The organism is Myxococcus sp. AM011 (assembly GCF_013372595.1).
In the GTDB taxonomy this organism is placed as follows: domain Bacteria; phylum Myxococcota; class Myxococcia; order Myxococcales; family Myxococcaceae; genus Myxococcus; species Myxococcus eversor.
Window position 1 is genome coordinate 1 of the sequence record NZ_JABXEM010000436.1, and the last position, 5,505, is coordinate 5,505.

The window sequence follows — 5,505 nt, forward strand, 5'->3', positions numbered from 1 at the left end:
CTCCTTGGGACGCGCGACACGAGAAGGCTCCCGCTCCCGGCTGGACATGGCGCCCGCGCTCCTCGCGGCGCGCTCGGCCATGAAGTCGCGCTTCACCGAGGGATCGGCGCCAGGAGGCCGGCGCGTGGCGGTGCCCGCCTTGCCCGGCTCGCGAGCCACGCCCGTGCCCTCTCGAGGAGCGCTCACGGGCTCCCGATGCACGGCGGAACCACCCGCCTCACGTGCCACCGGCGCGGGCTCGCGGGACGGCGCGGGCTCGCGGGAGGCACCCGCCGGCGCTTCACGGGGAGGAGCCTCACGCGCGGCGGCGGAGGCGGCAGCGGCCTTGCGCGCGCCCGGCGGGGGCGGCAGCACGGCGGACTGACGCGGCGGGGGCGGCGTCGCCAGGCGGACGGGGCGCTCGATGAGGCCTCGGGTGGCCAGCCGCTCCAGGTCCATGACGATGTCGGTGCGGCCACCATCGCCGCGCGCGGTGGGACGGATGCGCTCCTCGCGCACCCACTTCGCAACCAGGCTGCCGAACTCGCCCCGGTACTTCTCCAGCATGCGCGCGGCGAACTCCGGCGACTGGGCCACGCACGCGCGCGCCAGCCGTTGGACTCCCGCGCTGCGGATGGAGCCGGCCGGGTTCTTCAAGCCGTCGTGCATCTCCAGTTGGGCGCGGGCGTCCTCCTCCGGGAGCTTGCGCGGCGCATTGGCCGCCACGGACTTGCTGGCCAGGAGCTTCAGGTCCGGAGGCAGGGCCTCCAGCAGCGTCTCCCGCTCCGCGTCGGGAAGACCCGCCAGGGCCGGACCCAGCACGCGCGCGCCCAGCCTGTCGCTCACCGTGAGCAGCTCCCGCTGCTGGAGCATGAGCACGTCGGAGAACTTGAAGCCCGCGGACTGCGAGGCGCTCGACTCCCGCGCCAGCGCCTCCTCCAACTGCCACCGGACGATGTCCAGGACTTGAGGTCGGACCTCGCGGGTCAGCTTCACGCGAGACGGCGGCAGGTGGACCCGCACCGCCTCCGCCATCGCGGAGGGCAGCGCGCGCAGGACAATCTCCATCAGGGCCCCGCGCTCGCGTTGCAGCAGCGCGGCCAGCCGCTCCGGCTCCGCGGTCCACAACTGACCGCGCCGGTCCTTCACCAGCCGCTTGATCTCCTGCACCAGCGCGGGGATGCGCTTGTCGCGGGGGATCTGCAGGATCTCCTGCGCGCGGTGGCGCAAGAGCTCACCTTCCTCCGTCGGGAGGTGCTCCATCGCCCCCAAGCTCTCCTGGCCGCCGAAGGTGACGGCGGTCAGGAGCAACATGCTCTGACGCTTGTTGAGCGAGGTGAAGAACGAGTCCAAACGTCACCTCGCGGGCCCCACCGACGCCCGCTGGGAGGAAGGAGGCGCCCCACTGGCGGGGGCGCGAAGGCGTCAGGCCTCGGGCGGACGGACGCGGGGACGGGAGCCGCGCGCGGCGGGAGCGCCACCGGGAGCGCGCATGAACGACCAGCCCGTCAGTCCCATCATCCCCAGGATGAGCACGCAGGCCACCGCCAGCATCATCTTGAACTGGCTGGCGCTGGACGCCGTCATCCGCAGTCCCAGCACGTCCTGCTGCCGGTTCTCGTCCGTCTTCTCCGCCTTGGGGCCCTGCGCCGCGGTCATCAGCACCGTCACCGCCTCCGGTCGCATCTCCGGCACGGCCGTGGCCACGAAGGCCTTCACCGCGGCGACCTCGATGGGCGACTTGCCGCCCTCGACGATGCGGTACTTGATGAACACCGACGCGGACGGCATCGGCTTGTTCTCCGGCTGCGTCAGGTCGTTGTTCTCCGGCACGCTGACGATGGCGCGCGCCTCCAGCACGCCGTCGATCTGATTGAGCGCGTTGGAGACCTCGCCCGCCATGGCCTTGAGGAGCATGGCGCGCTCCTCCGTGGCGGTGGGCACCATGCTTCCCTTGGCGAAGTGCGACAGCCCCTTCTCCACGGGCCTGGGCAGCGAGTTGAGCTTGAGCAACTCCGCGGCCTCGGCGGCGTCCGTCTTGGGCACGGTGATCATGAACCGGACCTCGTTGCCGCCTTCCTCCTTCTCCTTCTTCGCGTTGATGCCGTTCTTGCTGAGCAGGACGTAGATTTCGTTGGCGTCCGCTTCACTCAGCTCATGCTGCAGCTCGATGTGACAACCCGTCACGAGCACGAGGGCGAGGAGCGGGGCGGCGAACGCATGCGGTCGGCGAATCATGGGCGGGCGTGAGCTTACCTGGGCCTCGGAAAACGCGGAAGGGCGCCCCCTCCAACTCTGGAGAGGCCGCCCTTCAACCAAGCGCCACCGAGGACGGTGGATTGAAATCAGACCTGCGTCTTGACGACGTCCTTGAGGCCGGTGGTGGCCTTCTCGACCACCTTGCTCGTCAGGTCCAACTGCTGGGTGTACTGGTACATGGACGCCTGGAGCGAGAGCAGCTCGGCGTTGGAGAACTGCTTGCCGCTGGAGGCCTGGGAGATGATCTTCTCCAGGTTGCCCTGGCCCTTCTCCAGGTCGCCAATCACCTGCGTCATCATGTCGGAGGCCTTGCCCGTCTTCCCCGTCTCCGTCTTCGCGGCGACAGGCTCCGCGGCCTTCGCGGAGACAGGCTGGGTGGCGGTGGCGTTGACCTTGTTCAGGGCCGCCTTCTCCGTCTTGTTGACGGTCTCCACCTGGCGGACGGCGTCCGTCTTCTGGGTCGCCTGCGCCGCCTGGGCCTTGTTCACGCCCTGGGCCGCGTCCACCTGACCGGCGCCCTGCGACTTGTCAGCGAGAACTCCGTCGAACTTCGACGCCCCCGCCTTGTTCGTCTGCTGGACGCCCTGATCCTGCAGCTTTTGCTGCGCCACCTGCGCCGCGGAGATGCCCGCCATCGGACCCGCCATGTGACAGCCTCCTTGCATCCGTCGAGGTAGGGGGAAGTTCCTCCTCCTCGTTCAAGAGTTCCTTGAGGCGGTCGATGGCCCGCGCATGAAGCCGCGACGCCCAGCTCTTCGACTGCCCGATTTCCGACCCCGCCTCTTCCAGCGTCCTGCCCTGGAAGTAGTACCCCTGAAGAAGCTTTCGCTCCTTCTCCGGGAGCTTCTCTATCGCCGCCCGCACCCGCGTCTTCAGCTGCTCCTGCTCGATCCGGACATCCACCGGCAGCGACTCGTCGGTGTACCCGCCGTTGTCGGCCCCCTCCAGACTGGAGGCGAACACCATCGCCAGGCCTTGGACAGCATCCGAGATGTCACTGACATCATCGTCGAATGAGCTGCCCCGGTTGCTTGAGCCCGACTCCCGGTCCGACAAATTGCCCAGGTATGCCGCCGCCCGCTCGCCCACGTACGCGTTGCGGGCGTCGGAACCCCTCAACACCCCCATCTTCCTCAAGCCGTCGAAGATGGCGCCCTTGATGCGGTAGTGGGCAAAGGTGAGGAAATTGGCTCCCACCTTCGGGTCGAATCGTTCAGCGGCCTCCAGCAGTCCTATCTGTCCGTACGCCACCAGCTCATCCAGCTCGAGCTGGGCGTTGAACTGCTTGCGCACGGTCGCCGCGAGCGACCGAACGTAGGGGCCGTACTTGGTGAGAATGGCCTTCCTGTCTTCGCCCAGTGGCAAGCGCTGCTCACTCGGCCTTGGACCACAGCCGCTCGAGTACCTGGTTCAGCCTCGGGTCATCCTGCAGTGCGTCCGCGATCTTCGTGGTGAGGGAGGAGGACTTCATGCGCAGCTTCTCCTTCAGGACTTCGGCGACCAACGCCCGGGTCGCCTCTTCCTTGCTCTTGAAGCCCCCGTTCTTCAATCCGCGGGCGATGGCCATCGCCTGCGCGGCGACCGGATCCGCGGCCTGGGGGCCCTGGACGTTGCTGGAGCCTACCAGACCCGAAACGCCAACAAGAGACTCCGCCTTGTCCACCTTGGCGCCAAAAGCCGTGCCACCCGTGGGCGCCGCGGACGACGCCCCCTTCGCGCCACCGGCGCGCCCCTTGCCACCACCGCGTCCAACGCCACCGACAGCCATGGGCGAAGCTCCCCTCCTGCCTCTACTTCTTCGCGGGAGGCAGGACTCCCGCTTCCTTCGCCTGGAGGAGCGCCTGCGCCAGACGGGCCCCGTCACCTTCGGGCTCCAGGTCGATGGCGGCCTTGAGCTCCTTGAGCGCCTCCGGCACCTTGCCCAGGAACAGGAGCGCCTCGCCCACGTGCGCGCGCGGCAGTGACGCCTGGGGCGCCAGTCGCTGCGCGGAGCGGTAGGCCTGCAGCGCCTTGTCGTGACGGCCCTGCGCGAACTCCACGGCGCCCAGGCCCAGCTGCGGAACCTCGCTCTTAGGCATCAGCGCCGCGGCGCCGGAGAAGATCTCCTTCGCCTTGTCGAACTGCCCCATGTCCAGCCACAGGTAGCCGGCCTCCAGCAACACCATGGCCTGCTGGCGCCCCAAGGGGACCAGGCTGTTCGAGATCTCCGAGACGCTCTCCGCCATGGACTTCGCTCTTCCTTTCCTGGCCCGGCCTGGAGGGAAGCGGCGCCGCTCCCCTCCCCTCCGGGCTTTCGCCCGCCACGCCCCGAGGGCTTAGCGGACGTTGCTGATGGAGTTCTTGATGCAATCGTGCCGCGACTTCATCACGTTGGAAATAGCCGTGAAGGTCTGCGACTCCTGCTGGATGGCCGCCTGCAGGTTCAGCAGCTTGGAGTTCTCCGCCGCCATCTGGTTCAGCGAGAAATTGCCGCCCACGGTCTCCGACGTGCTGGTGCCGAGCGCGCCCGTGCCGGGACCCGCCACGCCACCACCGATGCCACCGGCCACGCCGCCGATGCCGGCCGAGGCGCCGCCCATGGACGGAGCCACCGTGCCGCCGCCCATGCCCACCGCGGTGCTCATCACGCCCGCGTAGGGCGCGCTGCCGGAGCCCGAGTTGTTGGACAGGGTGTGAACCGAGGAGACCGCCGCGGACACAATCTGGCCGCCCGGAATCATGCCGGCCACCGCGCCGACGCCCGTGCCCACCGCGCCCGCCGCGCTGTTCAGGCCGTTCTGAAGCCGCGCGCCAAAGCCCGTGTTCGGGGTCTGCCGAGCCGTCGTGACGTTGGTCGAGAGCCGGACGCCAGGACCCATCATGTTGTCGATCTTCGCCATTTCATCCTCCAGCAGGCGCTGCGAGAAAAAGACAGAGCTCCCGGATGATCCAGTGCTCTTTCCCTGATTATCGGCCCAGCCCTCCGCCAGTTGCCTGCCCGTGGCGAAAAACCGCGACTGTTCAGGAAAACCCCGTCATTTCCGGCCCTTGGAGCCCTTCGATTCGGCGATCAGCCGCTCGCGGGTATCCACCAGCAATTCCAGCAGGGCCTCCGCGTGGGTGAGCGCGGCCTGGGCCTTCCTGCCCACCTCCACCTTGGGGCCCTTGAGGGCAGCCAGGCTGTCCTTCAGCGGATCGAACAGCGCCCGGACGTCCTCCGCGGGGGTCGCCTCGAGGAGCGACTCGATTGCGGGGTACGAGGGCACGGGAAGCTCCTGGGCCGAGGGG

At 68.7% G+C, this 5,505-nt stretch carries 7 protein-coding genes and 1 pseudogene; all 8 read right to left on the reverse strand.

The features are described from left to right. A pseudogene (locus HUW62_RS45450) lies at positions 1–1,332 on the reverse strand (hypothetical protein); the annotation flags it as partial. Between the two features lie 72 nt (positions 1,333–1,404). Further along, entirely contained in the window at positions 1,405–2,217 is an 813-nt protein-coding gene (locus tag HUW62_RS45455) for a type III secretion protein (protein ID WP_163867956.1), read from the reverse strand. A gap of 107 nt (positions 2,218–2,324) precedes the next feature. After that, entirely contained in the window at positions 2,325–2,885 is a 561-nt protein-coding gene (locus HUW62_RS45460; protein WP_240356697.1) for an ATP-dependent helicase HrpB, read from the reverse strand. Further along, positions 2,767–3,603 carry a sigma-70 family RNA polymerase sigma factor gene (locus HUW62_RS45465; protein WP_163867955.1) on the reverse strand — a complete coding sequence of 279 codons (837 nt, stop codon included), beginning with the start codon at positions 3,601–3,603 and terminating at the stop codon, positions 2,767–2,769. Before HUW62_RS45465 ends, HUW62_RS45460 begins: the two co-directional genes overlap by 119 nt. Positions 3,604–3,610: 7 nt before the next feature. Further along, positions 3,611–4,006, reverse strand: coding sequence for a hypothetical protein (locus HUW62_RS45470; protein WP_163867954.1), 396 nt, complete (start codon positions 4,004–4,006; stop codon positions 3,611–3,613). A gap of 22 nt (positions 4,007–4,028) precedes the next feature. Beyond that, complete coding sequence (locus HUW62_RS45475) at positions 4,029–4,463, reverse strand: tetratricopeptide repeat protein (protein ID WP_163867953.1); 435 nt, start codon at positions 4,461–4,463, stop codon at positions 4,029–4,031. A gap of 90 nt (positions 4,464–4,553) precedes the next feature. Then, positions 4,554–5,117 carry a hypothetical protein gene (locus tag HUW62_RS45480; protein ID WP_163867952.1) on the reverse strand — a complete coding sequence of 188 codons (564 nt, stop codon included), beginning with the start codon at positions 5,115–5,117 and terminating at the stop codon, positions 4,554–4,556. Positions 5,118–5,252: 135 nt separating this feature from the next. After that, positions 5,253–5,505: hypothetical protein (locus HUW62_RS45485; RefSeq protein WP_176437998.1), on the reverse strand; the 253-nt coding region annotated here is incomplete at its 5' end.

Excerpts from the sequence above, each read along its gene's own strand:
- HUW62_RS45470 (WP_163867954.1), bottom strand. The coding sequence starts at position 4,006 with ATGGCTGTCGGTGGCGTTGGACGCGGTGGTGGCAAGGGGCGCGCCGGT.
- HUW62_RS45480 (WP_163867952.1), bottom strand. The coding sequence starts at position 5,117 with ATGGCGAAGATCGACAACATGATGGGTCCTGGCGTCCGGCTCTCGACC.
- HUW62_RS45455 (WP_163867956.1), bottom strand. The coding sequence starts at position 2,217 with ATGATTCGCCGACCGCATGCGTTCGCCGCCCCGCTCCTCGCCCTCGTG.
- HUW62_RS45460 (WP_240356697.1), bottom strand. The coding sequence starts at position 2,885 with ATGGCGGGTCCGATGGCGGGCATCTCCGCGGCGCAGGTGGCGCAGCAA.
- HUW62_RS45475 (WP_163867953.1), bottom strand. The coding sequence starts at position 4,463 with ATGGCGGAGAGCGTCTCGGAGATCTCGAACAGCCTGGTCCCCTTGGGG.